Genomic DNA, 26,944 nt, shown 5'->3' on the forward strand with positions numbered 1-26,944 from the left:
CATCGGACTACGCTATAATCCACCGCTCTCGCCCCTTTTGATTCTCACCCCTGGGAACTCCAGCATGTTGATTCGAAGTCAATCTCATTCGGCGACTCTCTTGAGGGTTAACTCGCCATCCAGGTTCATTTTCGCTCTGATTTTGTTGCTGCTGATCGACGGGACGGTGCGAACCTCTGACACCGTTGGCGATGACAACACGAACGCATCCACCGAAGTCCGCCATTCCGACTTGAGCGTTTTCAGCGACACCGAGGGAACGGTGCGTCCGATTCAGACGACCGACGACTGGGCTGCGCGACGAAAACAAATCATCGCGGGTGCAGAGTTAGCAATGGGTCCAATGCCGACGTTTGAAAACCTGCCCGACTTTGCCCCCAAGCCGAATGAAGATGTGCGTTTGGGCGACGTGCGACGAATCACGATGACGATCGCAGTCGACGGCACCGATCGCTTACCGCTCGATCTCTATCTTCCGTCATCGGTCGCCGACGATTTTGATCTAACGAGAATGCAAAAATCCATTGGGTCGTCGAAGTTACCCGCCGTAATCGCACTTCATCCCACCGGTGCCGCCGGTAAGCGGATCGTCGCAGGCGAAGGGGGCAGACCGGGTCGGCAATATGCGATTGAGCTCGCCCAACGCGGCTACGTCGTGGTGGCCCCGGATTATCCGTCATTTGGTCAATACAACCAATATGATTTCGCAGCTGACGCGTACGTCTCGGGAACGATGAAAGGAATTTTCAATCATCGCCGCTGTATCGACTTTGTTTCCAAACTTTCGTTTGTCGATCCCGAACGGATTGGCGCCATTGGGCATTCGCTTGGCGGACACAATGCAATCTTTTTGGGCGTCTTTGACGAACGAGTCAAAGTCATCGTTTCGAGTTGCGGATGGTGCCCGTTCCATGATTACTATGGCGGCGACATCAAGGGATGGACGAGCGATCGTTACATGCCCAAGCTTCGCGATGACTATGATTTGAACCCCGACAAGGTTCCCTTTGATTTCTATGAGTTGGTGGCAGCCTTGGCGCCGCGGACCTTTGTCTCCGTCTCGCCAATTCACGATTCCAACTTTGATGTCAACGGCGTGCGCAAGGCAATTCCAGTCGCAGGCACCATCTATTCGCTGTTCAAGGCTCGCGACGAGCTTGTTTTATTGACGCCTGATTGTGAACATGACTTCCCAACCGAAATGCGTCAGGAAGCCTATCGAGTGATCGATCGTGTTTTACAACACACTCCGAATGATTCCAAAACACAAGGAGCGAAGTGATGCAACGAAGTCTAAGTTTGGTGGGGATCATCGTGGTCATGTTTGCCGCGGTTGGATCGGCCGCAGAGTTGACGTGGAAGGTGGGAGCAGCGAAGAAGGTCATCACGCCCGACGAGCCCATCGCGATGGCGGGTTATGCTTCACGAGAGAGTCCAGCCGAAGGCAAACTTACCGAACTGTGGGCCAAGGCGTTGGTGATCCAGGATGGCGAAGGGCATCGCTGCGTCGTATTGACGTTGGACTTGGTGGGCATCGATCGCCGGTTGACCGAAGCGGTCTGTGATTCATTGAAGGCCAAGCATGGTTTGTCACGAGACCAGATCGTCATTTGCACCTCCCACACCCATACCGGGCCCGTTGTCGGCCGAGAACCGGTTTCGGTGCTCTATGACACGCTGCCTAAGAAACAACATCAAGCGGTCGAGGCGTGGGTCGCCACCTTGCATCCGAAGATCGTAGCGGTAACAGAAGAAGCCATTGGCAAACTTGCACCAAGCCAGTTGGCATGGGGCAGCGGTACGTCGACGTTTGCGGTCAATCGCCGCGAGAATGTGCCAGAGTCAAAAGTGCCACAGGCCCGAGTCGACGGCACATTGAGAGGCCCCGTGGACCACGATGTCCCGGTGCTGGCCGCACACAACGCGGAGGGAAAATTGACGGCGGTTTTGTTTGGATACGCCTGTCATGCGACGGTGTTGAGTCTGAATTTGTGGTCGGGCGACTATCCCGGGTTCGCTCAAATGGAGTTAGAAGAAAATCATCCGGACTGCGTCGCGTTGTTCTTCGCAGGTTGTGGGGCCGATCAAAATCCACTGCCGCGACGAACGGTCGAGTTAGCGAGGCACTACGGCAAACGACTTGCCACCGCAGTCGACTCCGTGCTCTTGACCTCTCAGATGCATCCCGTATCCGGAACCCTACGCACCACGTTTGCTGAACTTGACTTGCCGTTTGGAACGCTACCACAACGCGATGAGATCGAGCGAAACTCAAAATCGTCCAACAAGTATGAGGTAGCACGCGCTAAACTACTTTTGGAGCAACTCGATGCCGGCAAACCACTCGCTCCAACGCATCCGTATCCCATCAGCGTATGGAGTATCGGCGACGAAATCCAATTTGTATCACTCGGGGGAGAAGTGGTCGTCGATTATGCATTACGATTAAAAGCGGAATTGGAAGGCCGTCAAACCTGGGTGGCCAGTTACGCTAACGATGTGATGGCCTACATTCCGTCGCGCCGCGTGCTTGCCGAAGGGGGATACGAAGGCGGCGGGGCGATGGTCTATTTCGGGCTACCAGCACCTTGGTCACCCACGATCGAAAACGACATCGTCAATGAGGTGCATCGGCGAGTTGAAGTGCTTGGCACATCAAAGTGATCGCCAAATGAATAGCACCGACCGCACGGCGACCATCTGGCCTTTCGGCGCGAGGGGGGAGGGACAGATTGCGGCGGAGCGTGTCCGCGTGGAGTAGCACATGTCGTGGTGAGAGCCCCTCTCGTGACAGCAGCGGGCGCAGAGGAAACGGCGCTCACTCGGCTCGCTAATTGAAGGTATCTCCCCCCTCATTCTTACGCCTGATACCCGCGTTATTTTTGCACGCCACGGTTTTATCTTTGTGATTAAACTCGTACGCGACTCACACGGTTCCGCCGGGTAACTTATACTCGCTGCCCGTCCGGATCAAAACCAGAGCCGGAATCCGCACCGCGGTGACTGCGCTGGCCGCGGTTCTCGGTGCGTGATGCATTCCCCATGTTTATTTTCGGTGCGAATGGTTTTCGATTCGCGTTCCGAAATCCCTCCTTACCTCCATCCCTATTTCAAAGAGAGTCTCGATGCGTTGTCTTCCGTTGCGTTACAGCCGTTATTTATTACTGATCGCATGTGTTCATGCATCAATGATGTACGGCGTTCTACAAGCTGCCGATTCACTCGTGCTGAGCGTGGATACCGATCACGAGGATTCGCTCTACAAGGTGGGTGAAGAGGCGACCTTTCTCGTAACACTGAAAAACGGGAAACAAGCGGTCGAGGAAGGGAAGGTCTCGTACGTGATCGACGATTTCCTGAAAAGCGGGAAAACGGGCGGTTTTCCCGCAGGAGAATTGGCGTTAGGTAGCGAACCTGCGCGAATTGTGGTGAAAGCAGATCGGCCCGGATTTTTACGCTGCCAAGTGACTTATACGCCAAGCGAGGGCAAGCCGATCAAGGCCGCCGTGGGCGCTGGTTTTTCGGTGACAGAGATCGAACCGAGTATGCCCGTCCCGGATGACTTTGATGCCTATTGGGCCGAGCAAAAACGTCAACTCGCCGAGGTCCCGGCCGATGCAACTCTGACGCCCGTCGACCAGGCCAACGACTCCATCGCGTCCTATGACGTTCAAGTTCCTTGTCTCGGTGGGGCTCCAGTATCGGGCTATTTTTGCAAACCGAAACAAGCCAAGCCCAAAAGCTTGCCAGCGATTTTGTGGGTGCACGGTGCCGGTGTCCGCAGCTCGGGTCTCGGCACCGCGGTCAAAGGTGCCGCTGCGGGGATGTTATCCATGGACATGAATGCCCACGGCATTCCTAACGGGAAACCCGCCGCATACTACGCTGAATTGAGCGCCGGACCACTGCGGAGTTACCGAAACGCCGGCAACGAGAGTCGCGACACCGTTTACTTTCGTGGCATGTTTTTACGACTGGTGCGAGGGATCGACTTTTTGACTTCGCAACCGGAGTGGAACGGCCGCGATGTCGTCGTCATTGGGCATAGCCAGGGCGGTGGCCAGGCGCTCGCAGCGGGTGGACTCGATGATCGCGTCACCTTGATTGCAAGCGGGGTGCCAGCGATTTGTGATCACTCCGGTGAAGTCGTGGGACGGGTCAACGGTTGGCCCAAGCTCGTACCGCGTGGAGCCGATGGCAAGCCCGAACCGAAGCCGTTGCAGGCCTCGCGATACGTCGACGCGGTGAACTTCGCTTCGCGTTGCCGTGCCGAAGCGATCATGAGTGTCGGATTCATCGACGGGACTTGTCCACCGTCGAGTTGCTACGCCGCCTACAACGCTTTGTTAGGTGAAAAACAGATGATCAATGAACCCAAGATGGGTCATGCCGCACCGTCGCACATTCATAAAGCATTCTTTGATCGTGTCTTGGAGCACGTGACGCTTCAACCTGCGGACGCAGCTCAGCCTGCAGCCGCGGCGAACTAAGACGCCGCTGGAGCAATTTGAGAAATGTCGTAGGTAAAAAAAGTTGCTGCGTTCGCCAGAACGTGGTCCACCGCGAACGCGACGGCAGCTACATCAAAGATGTAAATGCGCTAGCTGATGTATTCGTTCCAGGCTTCTCAACGCTGACGTCGATGAGAAGCCTGGCGGGTCCGAATCGATGCCAGATGCGTGCCGTGTTCCGGGGCAACGCCGCGGGAACGTTCACCTCTCCCCTGCTCTGCTTGGCCGCCCACGAAAGTCGCTACGATCAGTCGCGATTGAGAAACCATTAAACAGGGACATCGGCGCACTGGGGTGACTCGCTTGGTATGACACCGTTTGCTCTGGGGTTTTCATTTCTCCGTGACGATCTTTAGCACGCGATTGTTGTAGCTGTCGGTGATGTAAAGCTCTCCCGTTTCGGGATGAACGGTCACGCCATGCGGGCGATTGAGTTGGCATTCCAAGGGAGGACCGCCAACGCCCTGAGAGCCTTTTTCGCCGGTTCCGGCGATTCGCTCGATCGTCCCGGTGCTCGGATCATAGCGACGAATCAGGTGATTCTCAGCATCGGCGATGATCACGCGGTTGTCGTTGTCGATGCATAGATGTTTTGGCCCGTTCATCGTCGCGGCCAAGGCGTTGCCACCATCACCGTTGTTCCCCCGCGTCCCAGCAGCGTTCACGACGGTTCTGATTTTGCCATCCGCATCGACCACTCGTAACGCATGTCCGCCACGCTCCAAGATGTAAAGATTGCCGAGTCGGTCGGCTGCAGCCGCACGTGGATCGACGAGCGGTGATGCGGTAGCCAAGGTCCCGTCAACGGGCACTCCCTTGGTTCCATTGCCCGCGACCACGCGAGCGATGCCCGTGGTCAAATCGATTTCATGCACTTGACCAAGGTCTGCAACGTGTAGCTTTGTGCCAGAGAAATCCAAGGTGATGCAATACGCTCCCCGCTTCCTGGCGCGTTCGCTGGGGACATCGAAACCAGCCAAACTTCCAATTTTGCCTGTGCTCGGATCGAATTGGCGAATACGTCCATTCCAGGTATCGGCGATCAAAATTTGGCCCTCAGGACGGATGACCAAATTGTGGGGGCCGTTGAATTGTGCGTTCAGCGCGAGTCCACCGTCGCCTGAAAAACCTGCCTCACGCTGCCCCGCCACGTGATGCAGACTGCCCTGCGGGTCAATCTTCAGCAACCGATTCCCCTGGCTCATCTCGATGATCCACGTCGATCCCATCTTGTCAAAAGCGACGCCGTAGGGCTCGAAGAGTCGTGCGGTACGAGCGTCGACTTCGGTCGCGTCAACCTCCCCGCCAGCAACCAACTCGATCCGTCGTGGTGTTTGCCTCTGCAACACGCGGACGCGATGAGCTTCACTGTCGCCGATCAGAATGGAACCATCATGATCGACATAGATGCCATGCAGTCGGGCCAGTTTACATCGCAGCGGGTCGCCATCGGGGCCATCCCCTTTTTCGCCGGTACCGGCAATCAACTCGAGATTGCCAGTTCGTGCGTTGATCATCCGAACCGAATGACTTTCCGTATCGGCGAGCCAAACATTCCCGTCACCATCGATCGCAATTCCTTTGGGGCCATTCAACGTCGCTAGCTTCGCCGGACCTCCATTCCCCGTGAAACCTTTTGCTCCCGTCCCTGCGCGATGATGGATCGTTTGTGTCTTCCTATCGAGCTTGAAGACCTGGTTGCCTTCGCGAGTGGCAAGCCAGAGGTCTCCGGCTTGATCAAAATCGATCGAGCGGGGGCCCTTCAGAGGCGTGCCGGATATTGGCGAACCATCGGGCGTCGCGCCCGGTTTCCCAGTGCCGGCAAACGTCGCAATCTTGCCCGATTGCATGTCAATTTTGCGAACCACGTGGTTACCGATATCACAAACGTAAAGATTACGATCGGGACCAAATTGAATACTGTGTGGCTTGTTTAGCTGAGCCGCCTGAGCTGGCCCGCCGTCGCCGGCGTATCCGGCAACGCCTGTTCCAGCGATCGTCGAGATCGTCCGCGATTTCATGTCGATTTTGCGAATCGCATGATTCCCCATGTCGACGACATACAGATCGCCTGCGGCATCGAAGCGAATCTCATGCGGCAAGTTGAAGGTCGCGTCGATCGCGGGTCCGCCATCGCCGGAGTATCCTTTTTGACCATTGCCTGCGATCGTTTCCATTTGGCCGGTCGCATCGATGCGGCGAATGCGTTGTCCGGAATATTCGCAAAACCAGATCGCACCGTCCGGTCCACGAACCACTCCGAACGGGTTGTCGAGCTGTTTCGCCAAGGCGGGCCCGTCACCATCGAAGCCGGCTTCCCCGGTCCCCGCGATGGTGCGAATCGTCCATTCGCTCTTCGCCGGGTCCGATTGGCTCAGCGCCGGGACATTACTGAGTAGCAAACAAGCGGCGAATGCGCATGGAGCGAGAAAACGATGGTATTTCAACGACAACATGAAGATGGTCTTTTCAATTCAGTTAGTGGGCTCAAACATCGACGCGACGACCATTGTACTCAAGTCGTCTCGCCAATCGACAACGACAACGCAATTGCGACGCAGGACTCAATGAGAAAATCGGGCGGGCCGTTGTACCCGCACAGCTTTGTAACCGCACAGCTTTGATCGCCGAGCCCCCTAGAACCGATCCGAAAGGGGAGTGCCTTCGTGGCGGTAGCGACGAAGGCAAATCGTGCTCGCTGCTGTCGTCGCTATCGCGACTGAAGGTGTGGGTAATGACAAGCTCAACAGGCTAGATAAACTTCCGAAGCCTTGCCGCTAAAATACAAAAGCACCACTTCAAAAGTTCTGCTTCGGGTGATGACTTTGATTGCATGCATCATTGGCGATGTCGTAACGCGTTGCTGATCAAGCCACTGAGATTGGCTCACGACGAGTTTCACAATCAACTTCAACGTCGAGGCAACGGACGTTAGCGACGTTACCAGCAAGCATTCCATCGCCCCGAGAAGCAAGCGGCGAGTTCTCACTCTAGCCGCAGGAGCAATACGAACAACGCCGCGGCGATTAAATCGGCAGTAGTTCCCGGGTTCAAACGATTACCGTCACTTCGCAAATAAGCGTCGAACTGCTGGCGTGCCGTGCGATCAAGTTTGTCGACTTCGCTTGCCCGACGCGTCACTTCCTCCGCCACTGCTGCGCCGCACTTACGCGCGATCAACGTATCGGTTTGGCTGGCGAGCAACTCGAGGTGCGCATCGGCGATCCCGCCCAGGATATCGCCGCTCGCGTCGATGGCCTTTTCCAAACGAGGCACGACGCGCTCAAATAAGTCCTTGAACCCATTGGCATACTGAGACGCTACCGAATCCCGATCGGCCGCCAATCGCATCGCCGCAATCAAATCGTCCCCCGACGTAGCCGGATCGCGCACATCCAACTCATCGACTTCGCCTAGCCCACCGGCGGTGGCATTGCGTATCGCCTCGAAGATACAAGCGGCATCGTCTTGGTTCTGAGCTTCGAGTAGTGAAGCAACGGCGGCTTGCAAATCGCAGTCGAGATCGCGGTGAGCGACTTCCGCGATCGGACCGATCAACAACAAAATGCCTAAGTTAACATTGGAGCCCGTTGCCAATTTTGTTTGCCGCACCGCACCGAGAACCATTTCGCTGAAATGGCGTCCCGGCGACGCAAACACCTCGGCCGCAATCTCAGCGGCGACGACGAAGTCACCATAACTCAAATCATCGAACGATTGCCCCGGGAACACATTCCCTGCTTTCGGGGAGGTCGCTTCCAACAGGAGGGACCAGCGAACCGCATCGGCAACCGACCGCACCTGCGATCGCACCACGCCAAGTGGATCATTGACCATCGCTATAGCAATCCTTGCTATCACTGTCCTGAAGGAACGCGGCGATCGCGGAAACCACTTCTGCGTTTGCGTCCTCGATCACATAGTGCCCGGCATCCGCGATTTCGACCGTCTTGGCGTGAGGCCAAACCTGTTGAAATCGCCGCAGGCATTCCGGCCGAAAGCACCAATCTTTCATGCCCCAAACCAACAGCGACGGCAGTTCAGCGAGCTTGGGCAAATCGGCCTCGAGTTGGCGTAGCGTCGCCATCGTCGGGTGTTTGTCGGACATCGGGATATCGCGAACAAAGGCGTCGTTGGCCACACGGTTCGCCCACGAATTATATGGAGCGAGCAATCCACGAGCCGCATCCTTGGACAACTTGTTCCGCGACATGGCCATCGTAATCGCTGCCCCGGCAAACGCATTCAAACCACGTACCGCAGCGCTACCGAGCAGTGGGATTCGGCAGGCGGCAATCCGCCAAGGAACATACGGCGGTGGAAACGCAGCGGTGTTCAGCAGCACGATCCGCTCGAGTCGATCGGTCCGTTTCAACATCGCCGACAAACCAATCGCCCCCCCCCAATCGTGAGCAATCAGGGTGACTCGTTTCAAATTCAGACTGTCAATCAATTGAACTAAGTTGTCACGGTGATCCGACAATCGATAGGGAAATTCGCCATTGTCGATGTGCATGCCTCGCGGCGGCTTGTCGCTTCGGCCACAGCCCAAATGATCCACCGCGACGACCCGATGGCTCGCACTAAATCGCTCGACAATCGACCGCCAATAGAAACTCCACGTTGGGTTTCCGTGGACGCATAATAGCGTCTGCTCCCCGGCACCTTCGTCGAGAAAACGCAGCGTGTGCGATCCAGTAGTCAATTCGCCTGACTGATAAGGCAGCAGGTCTTCAGCAATCGATTTCATTGCCAAAGTGTGGCTCAGAATCTCGAATTAGGGAACCACCCGTGAAACACGAGCGGGAAACTAAATCGGGGCCAAACTATCACCGGCGGCAACGTAGCGTCCCCGCCGACAAACTTTTCTGGACCCGCGTGTCAACGCAGCCAATTTTGGCCGAAATGACCACCCACAGAGCGAACACACGGCTTTCAAAGCTGCACGATTGCCGAGCCAGAAATCCGTCCCCATCCCGGCCAGAGAGGCCCCCAATGGCGACATGCATTAACAACTCCGCAGATCGAGCTCACGCTTAGCCCCTCGCCAACCGAGCCGCATCTCGTCTGGGCAAAACAACTGCCTAACGCCCCATACGATCGGGGCGGACATTGACGGGGTGTTTTGGGTAGTGGTACGGCGCTGGGCCGCTCGCTGTTTCTCCAGCGCATTTCGTCGCTTACTGCGACCGGGCGGCATCGCACCGCTACCAAAGAAGATGGCATTGTGGAAGAAATACCAGAGATACGGTGACAGCCGCAGCGCGTCCACTTTTGAACGCCGGGATACGCTGGGATACGCTGGGGCCCCGCAATCCATTGGGGGGCAACTCTCGCTGGACCCTGCCCTGCTCTGCCAAAAATCCGGATGAGAGGGATCCGGACGAGAGGGATCCGGATGAGAGGATCCGACAGAAGGGGATCCAGATTGAGGCCGCTCCCTTCGGCGCTGGCCTCGTGATCCGCGTCGGGACGTTTGCCCCGGTGTCGCCCTGCCCTGCGGCAAGGACGACAACCCATTTGCCGCAGCGTCTTAGCCGGCAACCTTCAGACGCGGTGGTTGTGCGGCGTCGGCGAGGATCGCACGCAGTCGATCGAATTCGTCGGGGTCCGTAAAGTGCAAGGTGATCTTGCCGCGACCGCGTGCTGAACTTTTGATCTCGACCTTGGTGCCGAAGATCATTCGCATCTCTTGCTGCATCGCTTCGATCTGAGGCGAAATCGATCGTCGCTTTTGGCGGGTTGCATTGACGACCTTCTTGCCGGTCTCGGCATCCTCTTCGGCCTTCAACAACTCCGCAACATGCGTCTCGGTAGCGCGAACGCTCCAAGTCTCTTCCATGATCTTACCGGCGGTGCGAATTTGAATTTCCTCGTCACCAATCGGTAATAGCGCCCGAGCATGTCCGGCGCTGATCTCGCCAGCTTGCAACAAGTCGAGAATCGCGTCGGGCAATTCGAGCAGTCGCATCAGGTTGGCGATCGTGCTGCGGTCAATACTCAAGCGACGCGCCAGATCGTCCTGTTTGCATTTGTGCTCATCGATGTAGCGTTTGAATGACAACGCCTTTTCAATGGGATTGAGGTCCTTGCGTTGCAAGTTCTCGATGATCGCCAATTCGGCGACCAAACGATCGTCCGCTTCACGCACCTCGGCACGGATCGTTTTCAATCCTGCGTGAATGGTCGCTCGCAGCCGACGTTCGCCGCTGATCAATTGGTACTTGCCATCGACAATGCGAACCAACACTGGCTGCAGCTGTTGATGGTTCTTTAGACTCTCCGCCAGTGATGCGATTTCCTCTGGATTGAATTCGCGTCGTGGTTGAAACGGATTGTTCTGGATTTCGTCGACGCTAATCTCGAGCGATTGGACCTTACTCGATCCACCAGATTCCCGGGGACCACCGAGGTCGCTTGCTTCATGAACGGGATTCCCATCGTCATCCAGGGGCGTGCCCAATAGCGCGGCTAGCCCTTTCCCTAAACGTCGATCCTTCGTTGTTGCACTAGTCACGCTCGAGCACCTCCATGCACAGCTGGGTATAAGCAAACGCGCCGCGGGATCGCGGTGCATACTCAAACACGGTTTTGCCGTGGCTCGGTGCTTCGCTGAGCGAAACATCCCGAGGCACGACACTGTCAAACACAATATCGCCAAAGAAATCGCGTACTTCCTCGTCGACTTCTCGGGTCAATTCGAGATAGGGATCATACATCGTTAGTAGGATCCCACCAAAGGTCAGTCTGCCGTCGGTGGCGACGATCACCTTTTTTATTGTCTGGATTAATTGCGTCAGTCCTTCCATCGCAAAGTATTCGCACTGGATCGGCATCAACACCTCAGTGCTGGCGGTCAAGGCGGTTTGCGTTAGCGGACCCACGCTCGGTGGGCAATCCACCAAGATGAAATCGTATTGGTCGATAATCGAATCAAGGTGCTTTCGCACCTGGGACGTTTCAGTCTCACCCGCGTCGGCTAAACGATCGACATCCTGCAGCGTCCGACTGCCACGCAACATCGATAGGTTCGCCACTTGCGTTTCCACGATATTGCTTTCGATCGATTCGGTCCCAATGATCGCGTGTCCGTCGCTAGGCTCAAAGCCTAACGACCCGGTGGCATTGCATTGCGGGTCGAGATCGACCAGCAACGAGCGTTTTCCGGACATTGCTAATGCGGCCGAAAGGTTCACGGCGGTGGTTGTCTTCCCCACGCCTCCCTTCTGATTGACCACGCAAAGAATCCTTCCCACCGTGTCCACGTTCCTATTAGAGACCGACTGCATTCCGTCGCAGCCACAACGAACCGTACGATATAAGTTTCAGGTGAAACAAGACTGGTTTCACAAGAAACTGAACTTGACGATGGGCCGTATTTCAAGGCCAGACTGCAGCGACGGCACGCCTCGACAACCGCCGATACGCCGTTTTCGACGTGCGGCATTAGCTTGCGTGGTAAGCACGTAGGCAGGAATGCTTGGGAAAAATCCCATTAGCCGCTTGGGCGTTAGCCTGGGCTGCTAAAACTTTGGTATGGACAGAGCATTTCATCAAGGCATTTTTGTTCCGCGATCTTTGTCCTGAAGGCTTTGTCATCATCCCGAAGGGATTCTTAGAAAATAGCCGGGGATAAGCGTAGCGACATCCCCGGAATCCGAACCGTAGTACACCGCCGACCCCGCAGGGTGTCGCAGATGCTCGGTCTGCGACACCCGGCGGGGTCGGTTGGGACATCCACGCTGGCCTTCCGGTGGTGTTCGCTGCGCTCAAACCACCGGCTACTGTCTGTCATTCCGTCGGGATGAAAATTGCGCAAACCAAAAAACCCACAACCCCAACTTTTCCACGGTCCAGCGTTAGCTCCGGTTGAACGCGGGAACCACCGCTAGCGCCAAAGCGGCTAGTATCCCGAAAGACTCCTGACCGCTAAGCATGGCGGAGAGTGGCTCGCTGCAGTCCCGAAAGCCGTAAATGCCAAGATGGACCGATACGGCTGCTTGAGCATCATCCCGAAGGGATCCTCAGTCAATATCCAGCGATCGAGCGAAGCGAACTCCAACGGTAACCATTGCGGTCGTTGCTAACGCGACTGAAGGTGTGGATAACGAAAAGGATTCACGACCGGGGCGAGAGCATCTAAATTTTATGTAGCTAGTGTCGCCCGACGGGGGACCGCGTTCTTGCGAACGCAGCTACGGTTTGCATCTCACGTCATTCTTAAAAATGCACTAGTACTGCGTCAAACTTTACTTCTGGGATTAGCGGCATGGCGTTAGCCACGGTTTTAGCGACAGAACCGTGGCTAACGCCAAAGCGGCTAATAGCTTCAACCCCAATCCCTAGGCGAGACGAAGCACTAGACGCGGATATTTCATAACCCAAAGCCTAAGCGAGGGCTCCTTCATAAAAGCCCCTCGCTCACGCGTCGGCTTATAATTTTGTTTGTGTACATCATTCAAAATGCGCACCACGTTTTTGAGCAATCGGCCGGCCTCGCACCCTTCGGCTCATGTGGATCACGCCGAATCATTCCTGCCGATCTGCATTAACCAACGAAAAAAGCCCAGAGCAATGCCCTGGGCTTTCGATGAATGGTTCCGCTGCGAACGAGAACGATGCCGTTCTACTTGAGTTGGCCTTCGCGAGGGTTCGCCGCTTGTTGAGCGGGCGGCTCAGCGTTGGGATTGAACGTGTCGCGGAAGATAGTCCAATCTGCTGGTGGTCGCTCTTGGATAAAGTTGTCCATGAAGTTCGAGATCGCATTGCCGACACCGTTTCGCTTCATGTCAACAAACTCGTAGTGGTCCCACTTCGGGGCGTTCTTGGCATGGAAGTTGGGCGCGTACATGATCAACGCCTGAGGCAAGAACGTCTCTTTCTCTAACGCGATCTGAACCATCTTGTACTGAGCCCGATCGTCTTGACGCTTTGGCCACGCCTCAATCAGCACCAGCTTGTCATTGGGAGCCGCCACTTGGCGAACCCAATAACGACGCTGGATCTCGACGGCATCCAGATTAAAGACAAACGGCAACGGGCTGTTGAAGATCTGCTTGCCCTGCATCTCCGTGGGAAGATCTTGAATCTTACATTGCTTCTGGCTGCGATCGAACTCAATCAATTGCTTTCCATTGCAGACCCAATGTTCGCCAAACAAACCTGACTGCGGCTTGTAAACGGGCTTGCCATTTTCCATGCCGCTGTAGAAGACGAGCGAGTCAACGCGGAACAACCCCTTGTCGGGCGAAGCATACTTGATCACGCCGTCGGCCCGAGTCGCATGCTGGCCAACCGGGGCGGCAAGATTGTCGTAATGCCAGCGTTGAAATTTGCAATCCAGCGTTCGTGTGCCTTGGCTTTGTTGTTGCCAAGCCAGCAGTAGCTGTTGAAGTTGAGCTTGTTGGGCGGCATTGAGCGGAGCAAAAGGCTGGGCGTTCTGTACCGGGGCCGCAGTTTGATTCTGCATTGACTGGCGTGCCACCTGACCTTGCGCTGCCACCTGACCTTGCGGTGCCGGTGTTGCCTTACCAGACGTTTGACCGCCTTGTGCGTAGGAGGGAACGTTTCCGTTTGCGCCAGCCTGAGTCTGTGGGGCTGGCTGCTGTGCCATTACTGCTCGAAACTCGATCGCCAATGGAACCGCCAGTGCCGCAGCCAGCAGCATTGTCCAGTTAGGTCGCATCATCCGTGACGCCTATGTGAAAAAGTCGTGAACCTCTGACTTCGGCCATGTCCGTATGGTCCGATCTACGGGGCGACTTTAACAGCGATTAAAGCGCGAGGGAAAGAGAGAAAAGCTAAAGTTTTCACAATGCGAGTGTTTATCCGTCACTCAGGCGAATCGCTTGGCGTGACCGAATCCCTACCCGTAACCCCGTTTGCGTCGGAGCCACCGTGCGATCCATCCACGGACCCCGCGGTTAGACGCATTCGCATCAAGATAAAAGCGTATCAAGATAAAAGCATCGTGTGCAGGGAAAACCGAGTGCTTCGTCGACTGTGTCAGTCGGGATCCCCAACTTATTTGAGCTCAGCAATGTCCCCCCATCCAGCTCTTGGGTGCGGAAGGATCTTAGCAAGATCGACTCCCCAAAATATCAGAGATAGGACGTAGCACGGGATATATATATCTAAGTCCAAATCGTAGGTAGCGGAAATTGCTATGAGTTCCAGTCCGTTGGGCAAAGACTACGAAAGCCGTGACGGCTTGCGTGACATCCAACCCCAACGCTTAATCCTGGCATCACACGACGCTGACCGCTCCCCTGCCCCGCCTACTCTGCGGCGGCCTGCCACCAAGGATCCTTCTGGCTCTGGACCTGTTCGTTGATTTCGATTTCGTCGCCGTCATCGATCTCCGACGATTCGATCCATTCGCTACGCGCGACCGCAGCCATCTCGTCCTCGGACGAAGCAATCCGCCGTTCAGGCTCACGTTCGAACCATGCCCAGCCGATCGAGGGCTCGGGATCGGAATACTCCGGCTCGTCGTCGACGTACTCGGGCTCGATCACGATCGGTCTGCCGCGTTTCGGCTCAACCCGGCGTGGCGCGGGCTTCGGCGGCTCGACCGGAAGCACTTCGGCAACCGGCGTTTCGACCTGTGGTACCAGCGTCGGTTCAGGCTTAACCAACTCAGGCTCAGGCTTGATCGCTTCGGGTTCAGGCTTGACCGGTTCAGGCTTGGGTTGTGGCTTCGAAATTTTCTTGCGGACGTACAAGACCTTGGGCGCTGGCTTAGGCTCTTCCTTCACCACCACGACGACCGGTGCGGGCGTTGGCTCTTCGTCCGGTTCTTCGGCAACGACCTCTTCTTCGTATTCTTCTTCCTCTTCGTACTCTTCTTCTTCGCTCGGCGCTTCGGGAACAAGAATCTCAGCGCGTCCCGGTTCACCTTGCGGCGGCATCATACGCACTTGGACGTCAATCTCGTGGAAGATCTCGACGATGTGTTTGTGGCAAGTGAACATCATGACTTGATGCCCGAGTTCGGCGAACGTCTTCAAGGTGCGAGCCGCATAGACCGCTCGATCGCGATCAAAGTTGACCAGCACATCGTCGAGAACCAGCGGCAACATCACCCCACGGCGAGCGTAGGCCGCAGCCAATGACAATCGCAGCGCGATGAAAACCGCTTCTCGCGTCCCCCGACTCAACACATCCAACGGCAACGCATTGCCCTCGGCATCATCAACTTTCAATTGATTCGTACCGAGCGGCGTCCAAATCCGGTTGTACTTTCCGTCGGTCAATTGATTGAGGAACGACGACGCTTCACGCAACGTTTCGGGCTGACGCTCACGCTCGAAGGTTCCGCAAACGTCTTCGAGTAAACAGCTCGCCATTGCAAGCGTTTGCCAACGACGAACGGACGAGGCAATCTTTCGCTCGACACACGCCAACTCCAATTGGGCGGTCGCCAGACGAGCGTCTTCGCCGAGCTGCTTCATCTCTTGAGCCAACTCACCTTGCTGTGTCCTTAGCTGCGCGACGCGCGTTTCGGTCTCGGTCATTCGCGTGGTCAGCGAATCAAAGCGACGCTCGATGTCGCTTAGCTTCGCCCCATCAAGTTCACGGGCGACCGCATCATAGTCGACATGCGTTCCGATGATCGAGCGAACCTGCTTGTCAAGCTCGGCATACTCCTTGCGCATCTCAGCCAAACTCGCTTTGCTATCAACCAGCGAGTAGAACTGCTCCGGCGTTGCGACGCCACACTTGGCCCACAACGTTCGACGCTGAGTCTCGCCACGTTGGATCGCGCGGAAGTAACCGCTTTGCTGTTTTTTCAGCTGCTGGTCCTGCTCCTTTAAACTGCGACGTTGCTTGATCCAGTGCTGTTGCCGAGAGAGCTCCTCATGCAAATGATTCAATTGATCCAATGGATTCGAACGTGCGCGGCTTGGTCGGGCCGAAGCCGGGGAATCGTCGACGTCGTCTTCCTCAACCCCATCGGGCGGCGTTCGCCCGGCTACCTGGTCACGCAGATCGAGCGCTTCCAAGTACAACGATTCGATGCGACGCGCCAAGGTTTGACGCTCGCGTTTTCGCTGCTCACGTTCGGTTTTCAATTCATCCCAACGACGGCGGCTATTCAAAAGTGTCTCGTAGCCATCACTCAAACCGCGAACACTCGAAGGCGACATCGACTCACTAAGCCCCAGTCGTTTGAGCGTTGCCGCCCACTCGCGGCGTGAATCCTTCAAACCATCGGCAGCCTCGGTCGCCCGCGTGCGTGCCGTCTTGTACGACTGCAACGCCGCTTCGTGATTGTGATAGGTTGGCAGCATCGCTTCCAATTCCGCTAGCAATTGCTCACTCTCGCGGATGCGTAATTCGAGCGACTCGCTACTCGTGGGCAGCGAAGAATCGGCATCGTTCCGCTCGGCTTCCAACTCACGAATCTGTTTGCGCAACGTGTCGATTTGGCGTTCGCAATCATCGAGATCGCGCGAAGTCGAACGCATTCCGTTCTCTTTGCCAAAGTAATACGTCATCATCGCCATGAATCCGGCGAACAACCAAAACATCCCCGCGGTCGGGTCAGGGTCGGGAGAAAACCAGGTCAACCCCAGCAGGTTGGAAATCCCGTAAACCAGCGACAGACTGCCGAACACAAAGGGGACAGCCAACAAAACAAGCCGATCCATCGGCAACGCTTCGTCGGTGGTCAGGTTGACCGATTCTTTCTCGAGGTCACGGTAATGACGCTTGAGTTTATCGATATGCTCGCCCAATTGGCTGCGGTGGCGAAGCGCGGTGATCAACTCATTCTCTTCGCGGATCGCTTGCTGCAAATTGGTCGCGCGGGCCCGAGACAAAATGCCCTGCAACTGCGATCCCATTTTTTCGGCGCGCTGCTTATGCTCGGCCCCTTCGCTGCGAGCTTGTTTGAGCAAGAACAATTGCTCCTTGACCCGCTTCGCCGGAGCCGACAACGCCGCCAGCGTTTGCTTCGACAAATCGGGCAACATCGACAGATCGCCGTCAATAACGGCGGCGGTATCCGAGGCGTCCATCCCCAACCGATCCGCATCCACTTCGAGCTGCTTGCGTGCCTTTTCGATTTGGCCATCGAGTCGCTCAATTTGCTCTTCGAGCGCTTCGACCCAAGTCGCTTGCTCGGACGCCGCTTCAATCTTGCCCTGCAGGTCGAATAATCGCTTGCTGACCGGCAATTGTTCATTCTTGACGCGCAGCGCACGCCGTTTTGCCTTTACCTCCTCCATCTTGGACTTGCTGTCCTCGACCATCGCTTCGATCTGGACTAGTTGCCCAGGCGCATCGTCGGGCAGTTCGGACTGCCCTTCGGTTTCCGCAATCAACTTCTTCAAGTCGTCGCGTTGAGTCCAGGTTTCGAACACGCTCGATGCGATCTCCACACAACGAGCCTCGCGTTCCCAAGCGAGCATACGTTCGGAGGAAGTTTCGATTTCCTGTTGCTGAGACCGACGCTGGGTCGCCAGTTCGCTCCAGCGGCGACCGCGGCGAGTGAGCTGCTCGACTTCATCGCGAAGTTTTTCGCGTTTACGGACCATCCCCGCTAGCTTCGCCGTCTCCTCGGAATCGACGACGCTCTCCTTGCCGATCATGCTCTTGCGCCCGTCCCGCAAATTGCGGAGCACATCGACCAGCGAAACGCGATCCAGGCCACTCGACAATTTGTAAAGCTCGTCGGCCGCGTCGGTACCGTCCAACGTGCTCAATTCTTGCAGCTCGCGAATCCCGATCGCAAACACATTGGTAAAGATAGGCTCGTCAATCTGGCCCAACAAACCGCTGAGCCGATGTTGTCCTTGGGCGAGGCCATCCTGGCCGGTAACCGTCAAGTTCCCGGTAATCCCCGCATCGGTGAGCTGGCTAGTGCGACGAATCTGGTAACCACCGCCCGGACCGGAAACGCGGATTGCTCCCCCCGGTGTCCCACCGTGAACCGGTGGGATGTAACGTTGGCGACGCTCGGAGGTGAATCCATATAACATCGCACGCACAAACTGCATCAACGTGGTCTTGCCGGCCTCATTGGGTCCGTAAAACAACGTCATCCCGTCGGGCAACGAGTCTACCGAGAGCCCTGTCCAAACGCCGAAACCGTCAATTTGAATGTCTTTTATCTTCATGATTCATGCACCAAATTTGGTTTGCCGCCACGCAGAAGCTCAACGCCCAACAGCGTAGCTTGGTCAAGGATGTCTTCGCGTGCCGCAGGGGAAACGTCGGCCAACAGCGACGAGGTCGTGCTCTGGATACCGGAGTGTTCTTCGGTGAACGGAGACAAATTCAATCCACGTGCGTCACTCTTGCGATGCTTTTCTGCGGCCCGCAAAAAGTCGCCTAAAATCGTGTCTTCATCGTTCCACGACTTGGGGTAGTGCTTGGGCGGACGCACGACAAGCGACGCCGTCCAAGCCGCTGGCGTTCCCGATCCATATTCACGACGGAGCCATTGCAGCAATTCCTCGGAATCACCAATGGCATGCAAGCTTTCGCCGCTGCTAACCGAGATATCCCAACCGATCAACAGATGACGCCCGCCATGGTCGTGCTGGAGTCGCACGATCCGTTCGCCTAACAGATTGCGAATACCTCCGACCGCTGCAATCTCGGCGGCATCGACTTCGACTTGGCAATAGCGAAAGACGTCGCAATCAACATCATGCACCCGTGTCGTCTGGTCGGCATCGACGTCTACGATCGAATAGCCGTGGGCCCCCGGCTCGTCGAGCGAGCGGCCATGAGGTGAACCACAGTAAACCGCAGCACCTTCGGCACCGCCGTCGACCTGCTGGCGATTATGTTTGCCGCCAAGTGCCCAGTAATCGAATCGCCCTTCCTTCAACGCGTCGGCATCGGAGGAACCGTAGCCGATCGCAACGGTGTATTCATCGGTAGGATCGATGCGGTAGCTGGGAACGTGAAGTGTCGAACGCCCTTCACTGCTACGGCCAACGACGACACAGATGGTTCGCCCGGCACGTTCCACGGGAATTGCTACCGCCTTGTTCTTGGGAAACAACGTGACGTTGGGGGGCAACGGCGCTGCCTCGGGCCACTTTTGGGGATCATCCGCAGTTCCGGCAACCCAGAACACGGGTTTCTTTTTGGCGTTCAGCTTTTCAAAGTAATCCAACAACAGCGCCATCCCGTGCGGACCGGCAGCTTGGGGATTAAGAAGATCACCCGACAACACGAGAAAATCGATGTTGTCGACCAAAGCCGCCTCAAACACCGCCTTCGCCGCTCGACGTGGCGCGTCGGCCATCGCTTCGCGAAGGTGATGTGGGATCGCGTCGAGATCCCCAAGGGGGGCTTCGAGATGGAAATCGCTGGCGTGAATAAATCGGAACGACTCGCCCGGCATGGGTTCCCTCCCTGGGATAGGCTCCGTGGCATAACCGTTTTGCGAAGACCGCGGGTCTCGGCGTCCCTGCAAAACACGTCGCAGCCGCAGTTCGTTCAATTCATTTGCGAACTGTGGCATGGCGGTGAACCAACCCAAACGCCACCCCAAGCTTTGCTTGCAAAGCCTGGTTTTGTCGGTGTGGGCAGCTCACCTCGGCTGCGTAGGCCTGGAAGTTTAACGAAACTTGCAAAAAAGGACCAAGTCAGTTTTGCAATGTTTCACGAAAAATCGAGCTCATTGCGACGCTAGCAAAAACACAGTCCCGCACACTGGGCCAACTGGGCGGCCTGCACAACGTGGGATGAGTGGTTTAAACCAAGAGCCTGAAAAGAATCAAGTTACACTCAAGACGGAGGCGTCGCAGCGAATCGCCCCCCTGCCCTGCCCTCTCGCTTGCTCGCGCTCAGCCCGCTCGAAACCGCTTCGGGTGACATGACTCGATCGGTCGAGGGGATTACCTGGCCAACAAGAACCCGATGAGGAGCACCGCGACTTCCACTCGGACTTCCCCCGCATACGTCGCCGCGCAGGAAAACATGGCGACTTATCGAAAGTCCAGTATCCTAGATTCAAAATGGCCCCCATGAACAAAAACGACTTTGACACCATTCCCGACCGCGAGGCGATTGGTTCTCAACCGCGGGTGATCGATTTCTTTCCGACCGACAACGATTCACCGCAAACGCTTTCCTCCGAGCAAATTGCGAAGTGGAACGCAAACGGTTATCTCGGACCGCTCGAGGCCTACACCGCGGATGCGATCGCCTCGATTCGCAGCCACTTTGACAGCCTATTGGCGGAGACGCTTGCAGCAGGCAGAGACAGCTACTCGATCAGCAGCGCCCATCTGAAACACACACTGGCCTGGGATATTTTGACCAACGAGCGGATTGTGGCTTACGTGTCCGACTTGCTCGGCGAGAATGTCATCGGTTGGGGCTCACACTTCTTTTGCAAGATGCCCGGCGACGGAAAACGGGTCGATTGGCACCAAGATTGTAGCTATTGGCCGTTGACACCTAGCAAAGCGGTCACCGCATGGCTTGCAATCGATGACGCGGACGCCGAAAACGGCTGCATGGAAGTTTTCACCGGGTCACACAAACACGGGCTAATTGATTTCGCGGTTAGCGATTCAAGTACCGGCAACGTGTTGAACCAAACCGTCGATCATCCCGAGCGATATGGAACCGCCTCGTTGACGCCACTGCGGGCCGGGCAGATATCGCTTCACAGCGACCTGCTATTGCACGGATCCTCGCCGAATCGGAGCGATCGCCGCCGCTGTGGCTTGACGTTACGATATTGCCCCGCCGACGTTCACGCCTATTTGGGCTGGAATCAAAAAGGGGTCGTGGTACGAGGAACGGCCCTTCCCAGCAAATGGCCTGGTGCGAAGCGTCCCTCGCACTGAACCGATCACGCGAATTTTGAATGGTGACGCGATACAGGGCGGTCAACATACAGGGCGGTCAACAAGGCCCAAGGCGAACACCCCACAATCGGCGCAGTTTGCCTGCTAATTCCCATGCCGGGATTCATATTTGCGGGCGAATCTCGTTAACTCGCAGCGAGCGTGAACGGGGCAAATGACTTGGAAGCGAGGGGATTCAACCCGCCGAGCATATGATTACAATGCGGACGCTCGCTCTGGGTGCTAGCCTTGGAAATCCCCCCGTGAATTAAGTATTAATGTCTCTAGAGTCTCATTTCAACTCGTCTGGCTGTGCGATCTCGTTCGAACTATTCCCCCCCAAAACCGAGGCGGGAATCGAAACGTTGATGAAGAATGTAAAGCGTTTGAAGGAATTTAACCCCACGTTCTTCACTTGCACCTATGGCGCGGGCGGTTCGACCCGTGGCACGACGCTCGACGTGGTCGAGCAAGTCAAACAAATCACGGGGCTGCCGGTCGCTTCGCATTTGACCTGTGTCGGCTCGACGGTGGCTCAATTAGAAGACTACTTAGACGAAGCCCAGACTCGAGGGATCGATTACATCGTGGCCCTGCGTGGGGATCCGCCCAAGGGCACCGAAACATTCCAAGCGGTCGAAGGCGGATTGCGTTATGCCAACGAACTGGTGGAACTGATTCGAAGCCGCTTCAAAAACTTCGGCATTCTGGTCGCCGGTTATCCCGAAGTGCACCAAGAAGCGGTCGATGCGAAGACCGACCTCGATAATCTAAAGCGAAAGGTCGACGCTGGCGCGGATGTCGTCGTGACTCAATTGTTCTACGACAACGCCGATTTCTATCGCTTCCGCGATGATTGTGTCACAGCAGGAATCTCGGTACCGATCGTCCCAGGCATTCTGCCGGTGACGAATTTCAAGCAAGCGTTGCGGATCGCGTCGATGTGCAAAGCGGCTATCCCCAGCGTGCTTTGCGATGCAATGAACGCGACCGATTGCGAAGATTCGCAATTCAAAATCGGAGTCGACCATGCTCGAGAGCAAACAATCGACCTGATCAAGAACGACGTTCCCGGAATTCACTACTACGTGTTGAACAAAAGCGACGCAGCGGAGAAACTTCTCGATGGCGTCGACTTGAATTAGTAGCGAGGCCGCAATGGTTTGCCAAACTCTAGTTTTAGGGTAGCCGAACACACGCGAGAATTTCGATTCGCAGCGTGATTCGCCGAAAGCCTTGACGACTTCCGCCACGGCTCGCACCCTAATTTCCAATCCAGTCAAACCACTCCAAGCCGACTCTATTTTTCGAGCACCATGATTTCGACTTTGCGGAAATCGATCGGGTGGCTTTCGGATTGCAGGGAAATCGATCCACCGTTGAGCTGAATCCCTCCCTGTTTCTCGGCCAATTCTTTTGCGTGGGGGTCGCGTGGGTCGAGCTGAGGCTCGCTGTACTGGAGCACGGTTTTGCCGTCGATGATGTGCTTGATCAATTGGTTGCCGTGCACTTCGATCTCGACGGTGACCCATTGGTCGCCATGAAAGGTTTCCGACGAGGAACTGACACAGTGGGGCGTGAACAGCTTGCCCTCCTTGATCACATTGGTTCCGGGGGTGCACAAGTTAGCGTTGGGGCGGGAATCCGTTCCATTGCCGCCGAGTAATTGCACTTCGATCGAGACGGGAAAATCTTGATCGAGGCTCATCGCTTCAGGCTGTTCACCGTGGATCATCACCCCGCTGTTGCGGAACGCCCATCCCGGCCCGCCCGCACACTGGTCGCCCACGAATCGATACTCAACGCGAAATCGATAGTGCGAGAAGGCGTCTTTGTAGAACAGATGCCCGAACGTTTGGTCAAATTTCTCGTAGCCGTCATAACGAACTTTTAGCAATCCGTCCTCGACGCGAAACGTGTTTTTGAAATTATCGCCCAGCTTGTGATTGCGGATTTTAGGCGTCCACCCCTGCATGTTTTCGCCATTGAACAGCGAAACCCATTTTCCGGTTTCCGGGCCCGCGGTTTCCGCCTCCTCCGCAGCGGCGAATGAGCAGGAGACAAGGGCAAAGGTCGCAGCAACGAAGATCCGAGAAATCATGCGTAAAAACTCGCTGACAAATTCGAGAGGTTAATGGGGGGGAGAGTGTGAAGAACGCGATCGGCATTCATCATAATCGCAATTGGAATCCCATGTCGCTGCTGAGTTCCACCACAGGGCAACCGCGACCATGAAAATTCCCGACGACAAAACCAAGCCGCGCAATCCAACGTTTTCGCACATTCGTCAACACCTACCCTCGTCGGCCACTGGGACCTTGTCGAGCTCTGGGAAAACAACGCCACCTATGCCGCAGGGATCGCGCATGCGACTATGATGAGCGTCACGAATTCGGATTATCGAATGCCCTCTCGCGTTTCCTTTGCCCCCTTTCGACATGCCTGTTTCCGATCCTGCCCCCTTGTATCTTGGTATCGATGTCGGCGGGACCGATGTAAAACTCGGTTTAGTCGATGGGGAGTGTCGCATTGTGGACTCAGACCGCACGGCGACCAGCACTCTCAAAACTCCGCAAAATGTTTTCCAGCACGCGGTTGAATTCGTAGGCAATCGGCCCATTGCGGCGGTCGGCTTGGCGGTCCCAGGGGTCCTCGATACGCGAGCTTACGTGCTCCGTGAAGTCGTCAATCTCGAAGGTTGGCTGGGGGTTCCTCTGCGTGACGAACTTGCCCGAATTACCCGCTTGCCCTCGATCGTGGTCAACGATGCGAACGCGGCGGCCTACGCCGAGCACGCTTTGCGGTCTCTCGGTGGACAATCCCTAGCCCTCGTGACGCTTGGCACGGGAGTCGGCTGTGGGATGGTGGTCGGCGGCGATCCCCACGGCGGGGACCATGGCTGTGCCGGCGAGTTAGGGCACATTGCGATCGACTTTTCCGCCGAGGCACTCCCCTGCACTTGTGGAAGTCGCGGACACCTGGAAACTTACGCCGGCGCGAGCGGCGTGATCGCCCGTATGATCGCAGCCAGCGGCGAAGACGCCGGCGCAATCACTCCCTTGAAAATCGCCAGTCGAGCGGAGCGAGGCGATGTGATCTGCCAAAACGTCATCTCCGAGACGGCCGTTTATGTGGGCCGTGCGATTGGAATGATGGGCCAAGTCGCCGATCCCGCCGTGGTTTTACTCGGCGGGGCAATGACCTTTGGCGGCAGCGAAACGAAAACGGGCCTGCAGTTTCTCGAGCAAATTCGGCACAGTGTCAAAGAGACAACCTTGGTCCAGGTTGGCGGAAACATGAAGATTGAATTCGCAACCCTCGGCAATCAAGCGGGGATGATCGGCGCCGCCATGGTGGCTCGCGATCTCTTATAATGTTTGAGGTTCTAAAAGGAGTTCCATGATGACGGAGACAGCAATCATCAACACAGCAGACAACACGGTTCGCGAAAAAATCCCCTGCCGAGTGTTCGCCAAAGCGTCGGACGCCAGCATCGCGGCAGCCAACGACATCGCGGCTCTGATTCGCGCACGCGCGGAGTCGGGACAAACGTGCGTCTTAGGACTAGCGACCGGCTCGTCGCCAACGCGAATGTACGAAGAACTGGTCCGCTTGCACCAGCAAGAATCGCTCTCGTTTGCCAACGTCGTTGTCTTTAGTCTCGATGAATTCTTTCCGATGCAACCGGATGAACTGCAATCGAACTCGCGTTTCCTCCGCGAATACCTAACCGACCACGTCGATATTGACCCGTCGAACATCCACTTTCCCGATGGCTCGATCGACAAACAAGAGGTCGCCGAATTCTGTGCGGCGTACGAAGCCAAAATTGCGGCGGCCGGTGGCATCGATATCCAAATCCTCGGGCTCAGTCGCAATGGCCATATCGGTTGCAATGAGCCCGGTAGCGAACGCAGCAGCCGCACCCGCATGATCACCTTGGACCGCGTCACGCGAATCGATGCGGCGAGCAACTTCTTCGGCGCCGAAAACGTTCCTCGTCATGCAATCACGATGGGCGTCGGCACCATTCTCGAATCGAAGCAAATCTTCATGCTCGGCTTTGGCGAAGGCAAAGCGTCGATCATTTTCCAAGCGGTTGAACAGCAAGCGACACCAGCAATTCCCGCGACGTTTTTGCAAGGCCACGAGGGCGCCGTGGTCTTCTTAGACGAAGCGGCTGCATCAAGCTTGACCCGTTTTGAAACGCCGTGGTTGGTCAGCCAGATCACTTGGGACAACGCAACCACACGGCGTGCCGTGATCTCGCTGGCCACCCGACTGGGCAAAGCGATTTTGAAGTTAACCGAAGCGGACTACAACGAAGCGGGTTTCCAGGACCTGTTGGCCAATCATGGCAGCGCCTACGACATCAACTTGCGTGTCTTTCGGCATCTGCAATCGACGATCACGGGGTGGCCCGGCGGCAAGCCAGCGCACGCGAAACAGGTGGGCGATCGACCGGGGCACCGCGACGACATTTTCCCCAAACGTGTGATCGTCTTTTCGCCGCACCCCGACGACGACGTGATCTCGATGGGCGGAACGCTGATCCGCTTGGTCGATCAAGGTCACGACACCCATATCGCCTATCAAACCTCGGGAAACATCGCTGTATTTGATCAAGATGCGATTCGTTTTGCGGAGTTTGCTGGCGATTTCTGCCGCGAATTCCAGATTCATGCCGAGGGACTCGAACAACTCGAAGACCATGTCGACGAATTCCTACGAAAGAAACGTTCGGGGCAAGTCGACAGCGACGAAATCCAACGAATCAAAGGCCTGATCCGACGTGGCGAGGCTCGCGAAGGAGCTCGTTGCTGTGGCGTGAAGGACGAAAATCTGCACTTTTTGAACTTGCCGTTCTACCAAACTGGACGAGTCAAGAAGGCGCCGCTGAGTGACATCGATATTCAAATCACGGTCGACCTGTTGCGTAAAATCGAGCCGCATCAAATCTATGCCGCAGGCGATCTGTCCGATCCACACGGCACCCACCGAGTTTGCTTGAGCGCGATTCTGCAGGCCTGCCAAGAGTGCCAGAACGATCCCTGGTTCGAGGCCTGTGCGGTTTGGCTGTACCGTGGCGCTTGGCAGGAATGGGCCCCCGAGGACATCGAAATGGCGGTCCCACTGAGCCCGTTGGAAGTCGAGCGAAAACGAGTGGCGATTTTCAAACACGAATCTCAAAAGGACCGCGCGCTGTTTCCGGGTTCAGATCTGCGAGAATTCTGGCAGCGAGCCGAAGCACGCAACGCCGATACAGCCCAACGCTACGATTTATTAGGACTCGCCGAGTATGCCGCGATCGAGGGCTTCGTGCGTTGGGACGGCAAATCCGGCATCGAATTGTAAGCGTCCCGATCCGTCCCCGACGTCGCCCCGCCGCGATCGCCGTCAACCAATCGGGCATTCTCCGCAACCGCCCGAAGCGCTCGCGCACCCCAACGGTTCGCGCGAGTGTCAGCGGCCGGCGTGGTTAGCATCGGATCGCCGATACACGCGCAGGACACTCACGCGGTGGGCACACGCGGTGGCGAAGTGCCCTGCCCTCGCTAGAATGCATCCTTCATGTACCGAGCCGCTCCACCGCTCACCCTAACCCCCAACCGG

Annotated in this window: 16 protein-coding genes; 7 read left to right on the forward strand and 9 right to left on the reverse strand. The window is 56.4% G+C overall.

Translation table 11 applies throughout. From position 1 onward, the window contains the following. Nucleotides 1-166: 166 nt before the first annotated feature. The 3 genes from Pla52o_RS22235 (at nucleotide 167) to Pla52o_RS22245 (ending at nucleotide 4,490) form a co-directional block, all read left to right on the forward strand. On the forward strand, nucleotides 167-1,282 hold the full coding sequence (locus Pla52o_RS22235; protein WP_197169433.1) for an alpha/beta hydrolase: 1,116 nt from the start codon (nucleotides 167-169) through the stop codon (nucleotides 1,280-1,282). Next, on the forward strand, nucleotides 1,282-2,664 hold the full coding sequence (locus Pla52o_RS22240; RefSeq protein ID WP_146596845.1) for a neutral/alkaline non-lysosomal ceramidase N-terminal domain-containing protein: 1,383 nt from the start codon (nucleotides 1,282-1,284) through the stop codon (nucleotides 2,662-2,664). The genes Pla52o_RS22235 and Pla52o_RS22240 overlap by 1 nt, the downstream gene beginning before the upstream one ends. A 461-nt stretch (nucleotides 2,665-3,125) precedes the next feature. Then, on the forward strand, nucleotides 3,126-4,490 hold the full coding sequence (locus Pla52o_RS22245; protein WP_146596846.1) for an acetylxylan esterase: 1,365 nt from the start codon (nucleotides 3,126-3,128) through the stop codon (nucleotides 4,488-4,490). 353 nt (nucleotides 4,491-4,843) lie between these two features. On the opposite strand, the gene Pla52o_RS22250 is transcribed toward Pla52o_RS22245, so the two are convergent. From Pla52o_RS22250 to Pla52o_RS22285, 8 genes are all read right to left on the reverse strand, one after another. Further along, a complete protein-coding gene (locus tag Pla52o_RS22250; RefSeq protein ID WP_146596847.1) occupies nucleotides 4,844-6,967 on the reverse strand; it encodes a hypothetical protein in 2,124 nt (707 codons plus the stop codon). 529 nt (nucleotides 6,968-7,496) lie between these two features. Beyond that, nucleotides 7,497-8,348, reverse strand: coding sequence for a triphosphoribosyl-dephospho-CoA synthase (locus Pla52o_RS22255; RefSeq protein ID WP_146596848.1), 852 nt, complete (start codon nucleotides 8,346-8,348; stop codon nucleotides 7,497-7,499). After that, a complete protein-coding gene (locus Pla52o_RS22260) occupies nucleotides 8,338-9,261 on the reverse strand; it encodes an alpha/beta fold hydrolase (RefSeq protein ID WP_146596849.1) in 924 nt (307 codons plus the stop codon). Before Pla52o_RS22260 ends, Pla52o_RS22255 begins: the two co-directional genes overlap by 11 nt. Nucleotides 9,262-10,044: 783 nt before the next feature. Next, a complete protein-coding gene (locus tag Pla52o_RS22265; RefSeq protein ID WP_197169434.1) occupies nucleotides 10,045-11,028 on the reverse strand; it encodes a ParB/RepB/Spo0J family partition protein in 984 nt (327 codons plus the stop codon). Next, nucleotides 11,021-11,767 carry a ParA family protein gene (locus tag Pla52o_RS22270; RefSeq protein WP_231612561.1) on the reverse strand — a complete coding sequence of 249 codons (747 nt, stop codon included), beginning with the start codon at nucleotides 11,765-11,767 and terminating at the stop codon, nucleotides 11,021-11,023. Before Pla52o_RS22270 ends, Pla52o_RS22265 begins: the two co-directional genes overlap by 8 nt. A 1,370-nt stretch (nucleotides 11,768-13,137) precedes the next feature. Beyond that, the gene (locus Pla52o_RS22275) at nucleotides 13,138-14,199 is read right to left on the reverse strand and encodes a TIGR03009 domain-containing protein (protein WP_146596851.1); all 1,062 of its coding nucleotides are present in this window, start codon (nucleotides 14,197-14,199) and stop codon (nucleotides 13,138-13,140) included. Between the two features lie 589 nt (nucleotides 14,200-14,788). Beyond that, nucleotides 14,789-18,634 carry an AAA family ATPase gene (locus Pla52o_RS22280; protein ID WP_146596852.1) on the reverse strand — a complete coding sequence of 1,282 codons (3,846 nt, stop codon included), beginning with the start codon at nucleotides 18,632-18,634 and terminating at the stop codon, nucleotides 14,789-14,791. Next, on the reverse strand, nucleotides 18,631-19,995 hold the full coding sequence (locus Pla52o_RS22285; RefSeq protein WP_231612562.1) for a metallophosphoesterase family protein: 1,365 nt from the start codon (nucleotides 19,993-19,995) through the stop codon (nucleotides 18,631-18,633). The genes Pla52o_RS22280 and Pla52o_RS22285 overlap by 4 nt, the downstream gene beginning before the upstream one ends. A gap of 505 nt (nucleotides 19,996-20,500) precedes the next feature. Between Pla52o_RS22285 and Pla52o_RS22290 the strand changes: the two genes are divergently transcribed. Continuing rightward, entirely contained in the window at nucleotides 20,501-21,331 is an 831-nt protein-coding gene (locus Pla52o_RS22290) for a phytanoyl-CoA dioxygenase family protein (protein WP_146596853.1), read from the forward strand. Nucleotides 21,332-21,609: 278 nt separating this feature from the next. After that, nucleotides 21,610-22,476, forward strand: a complete 867-nt coding sequence (gene metF, locus Pla52o_RS22295; RefSeq protein WP_146596854.1) for a methylenetetrahydrofolate reductase [NAD(P)H] — start codon at nucleotides 21,610-21,612, stop codon at nucleotides 22,474-22,476. Between the two features lie 155 nt (nucleotides 22,477-22,631). Here metF and Pla52o_RS22300 read toward each other — a convergent pair whose 3' ends face one another. Next, nucleotides 22,632-23,432 carry a 3-keto-disaccharide hydrolase gene (locus Pla52o_RS22300; protein WP_146596855.1) on the reverse strand — a complete coding sequence of 267 codons (801 nt, stop codon included), beginning with the start codon at nucleotides 23,430-23,432 and terminating at the stop codon, nucleotides 22,632-22,634. Between the two features lie 337 nt (nucleotides 23,433-23,769). On the opposite strand from Pla52o_RS22300, the gene Pla52o_RS22305 reads away from it, so the two are divergent. Further along, the gene (locus tag Pla52o_RS22305; protein WP_146596856.1) at nucleotides 23,770-24,705 is read left to right on the forward strand and encodes an ROK family protein; all 936 of its coding nucleotides are present in this window, start codon (nucleotides 23,770-23,772) and stop codon (nucleotides 24,703-24,705) included. A gap of 28 nt (nucleotides 24,706-24,733) precedes the next feature. Then, a complete protein-coding gene (locus Pla52o_RS22310; protein WP_146596974.1) occupies nucleotides 24,734-26,686 on the forward strand; it encodes a 6-phosphogluconolactonase in 1,953 nt (650 codons plus the stop codon). The last annotated feature ends 258 nt before the right edge of the window (nucleotides 26,687-26,944 follow it).

This window comes from Novipirellula galeiformis, from assembly GCF_007860095.1.
GTDB lineage: Bacteria > Planctomycetota > Planctomycetia > Pirellulales > Pirellulaceae > Novipirellula > Novipirellula galeiformis.

Coding starts and splice junctions, on each gene's coding strand:
- Pla52o_RS22290 (WP_146596853.1), top strand. CDS start 20,501: ATGAACAAAAACGACTTTGACACCATTCCCGACCGCGAGGCGATTGGT.
- Pla52o_RS22275 (WP_146596851.1), bottom strand. CDS start 14,199: ATGATGCGACCTAACTGGACAATGCTGCTGGCTGCGGCACTGGCGGTT.
- Pla52o_RS22240 (WP_146596845.1), top strand. CDS start 1,282: ATGCAACGAAGTCTAAGTTTGGTGGGGATCATCGTGGTCATGTTTGCC.
- Pla52o_RS22260 (WP_146596849.1), bottom strand. CDS start 9,261: ATGAAATCGATTGCTGAAGACCTGCTGCCTTATCAGTCAGGCGAATTG.
- Pla52o_RS22245 (WP_146596846.1), top strand. CDS start 3,126: ATGCGTTGTCTTCCGTTGCGTTACAGCCGTTATTTATTACTGATCGCA.
- Pla52o_RS22310 (WP_146596974.1), top strand. CDS start 24,734: ATGACGGAGACAGCAATCATCAACACAGCAGACAACACGGTTCGCGAA.
- Pla52o_RS22285 (WP_231612562.1), bottom strand. CDS start 19,995: ATGCCACAGTTCGCAAATGAATTGAACGAACTGCGGCTGCGACGTGTT.
- metF (WP_146596854.1), top strand. CDS start 21,610: ATGTCTCTAGAGTCTCATTTCAACTCGTCTGGCTGTGCGATCTCGTTC.
- Pla52o_RS22305 (WP_146596856.1), top strand. CDS start 23,770: ATGCCTGTTTCCGATCCTGCCCCCTTGTATCTTGGTATCGATGTCGGC.
- Pla52o_RS22250 (WP_146596847.1), bottom strand. CDS start 6,967: ATGTTGTCGTTGAAATACCATCGTTTTCTCGCTCCATGCGCATTCGCC.
- Pla52o_RS22255 (WP_146596848.1), bottom strand. CDS start 8,348: ATGGTCAATGATCCACTTGGCGTGGTGCGATCGCAGGTGCGGTCGGTT.
- Pla52o_RS22280 (WP_146596852.1), bottom strand. CDS start 18,634: ATGAAGATAAAAGACATTCAAATTGACGGTTTCGGCGTTTGGACAGGG.
- Pla52o_RS22300 (WP_146596855.1), bottom strand. CDS start 23,432: ATGATTTCTCGGATCTTCGTTGCTGCGACCTTTGCCCTTGTCTCCTGC.